We start from the raw sequence: 1841 nt of genomic DNA, 5'->3' as shown, positions 1-1841 counted from the left end.
TGTGTATAAGAGACAGGTGCCGACGGCAGCCCGGGTCACCGGGACGGCTTCGACGGCGGAAACGGCGGCACGGGCGGTGCGGGCGGTGACGGCGGTGCCGGTGGTGGCACGACGGGCGTCGGCGGACGTGCGGGCAATGGCGGTGGCGGCGGCCAGGCCGGTAACGGTGGTGACGGCGCGAACGGAACCGCAGCCGACCCCGACGGCGGAAATGGTGGACGCGGCGGCAACGTCGGTGCGGGCGGCGCCGGCGGCACCGGTGGAACGGGGGCGACCAGCGGGGCGGACGGCAATGCCGGAAGCACCCCGACCAGCGGCGGTAACGGCGGCAACGGTGGTGCCGGCTACGACGCGGCCGCCGACCCTGGTGCGGCGCCGGGAACCGCTGGTGGCAATGGTGGTGCCGGTGGCGACGCCGGTGACCGCGGCAACGGCGGCGTCGGCGGCAACGGTGGCAACGGCGCCGCGGGGACTGCCGGTGCGGACAGCACTGCGGTGGGGGTTGCCGGCTCCGACGGCACGGCGGGCGGTGCCGGCGGTGCAGGCGGTGCCGGTGGTGCCGGCGGCTCGGTTGCCGGTGCCGGTGGTGCCGGTGGTCTCGGCGGCGACGGCGGTGCCGGCGGCCACGGCGGCGCCGGGTTCGACGGCGCGGACGCCACGGTCCCCGGCGGTGATGGCGGTACCGGTAGCAACGGTGGCAACGGTGGCGCCGGTGGTGCGGCTGGTGCCGGCGGTGCCGGCGGCAGTGCGACCAACGGCGCCGCGGGTAACAACGGCAACGGTGGTGACGGCGGTGCCGGCGGTAACGCGGGCGCGGCCGGCGACGGCGGACACGGTGCGAACGGCAATGCCGCGAACCCGCACGGCGGCAACGGCGGCCGTGGCGGCGACACCGGCACGGTCGGGGCCGGCGGCGCAGGCGGCGCGGCCGGCAGCGGCGGGGCCGGCGGTTCGGCAGGCAGTAACGGCGCCGACGGTGCCGCACCGGCCAGCGGCAACGGCGGTAACGGTGGTGCCGGCTATGACGCAGCCGCTGATCCGGGTGCGGCGCCGGGAACCGCCGGTGGCAACGGTGGCGCGGGCGGCGCCGCCGGTGACCACGGCAACGGTGGAGCGGGCGGCAGCGGTGGTAACGGTTCCGCGGGTCTGAGCGGTGCGAACAGCACTGCCGAGGGTGTCGCCGGCTCCGACGGCACTGCGGGCGGTGCCGGTGGTACCGGTGGTGCCGGCGGTGCGGGCGGCTCGGTCGTAGGCTCCGGTGGCGCTGGCGGCCAGGGCGGTAACGGCGGTGCCGGCGGCCACGGTGGTGCCGGCTTCGACGGCGCGGATGCCACGGTTCCCGGTGGAAACGGCGGTGCCGGCAGTGACGGTGGTGATGGTGGCGCCGGTGGTGTCGCGGGTGCCGGCGGTGCCGGTGGCAGCGCGACCAACGGCGCCGCGGGTAACAACGGCAACGGTGGTGACGGCGGTGCCGGTGGCAACGCGGGCGCGGCCGGCAACGGCGGCCAGGGAGCTGCCGGCGGCGCGGACAACCCCGACGGTGGTCAGGGCGGTCGCGGTGGCGACACCGGCACGGTCGGAGCCGGTGGTACCGGCGGCGCGGCCGGCAGCGGCGGGGCCAGTGGAACCGGTTCGGCCGGCAGCGACGGCACCGACGGTGATGCCGCACCGGTCAGCGGCAACGGCGGTAGCGGTGGTGACGGCTACAGCTCCAACGATGGTTCGGCCGATGGCGGTAACGGCGGCGCCGGCGGCGACGCGGGCGTCAACGGCAACGGCGGTAACGCCGGCAAGGGCGGCGACGGCAACAACGGTGGTGCCGGTGGTGCCGGTGGTGCCGG

At 77.2% G+C, this 1841-nt stretch carries 1 pseudogene; it reads right to left on the bottom strand.

What is annotated here, in order from left to right:
* A pseudogene (locus LI92_RS24010) lies at nucleotides 1-1841 on the bottom strand (hypothetical protein); the annotation flags it as partial.

The sequence above is a fragment of the Mycobacterium sp. UM_Kg1 genome, assembly GCF_000972925.1.
Lineage (GTDB): Bacteria > Actinomycetota > Actinomycetes > Mycobacteriales > Mycobacteriaceae > Mycobacterium > Mycobacterium hiberniae.
This window is presented reverse-complemented; position numbering and strand designations above follow the sequence as displayed.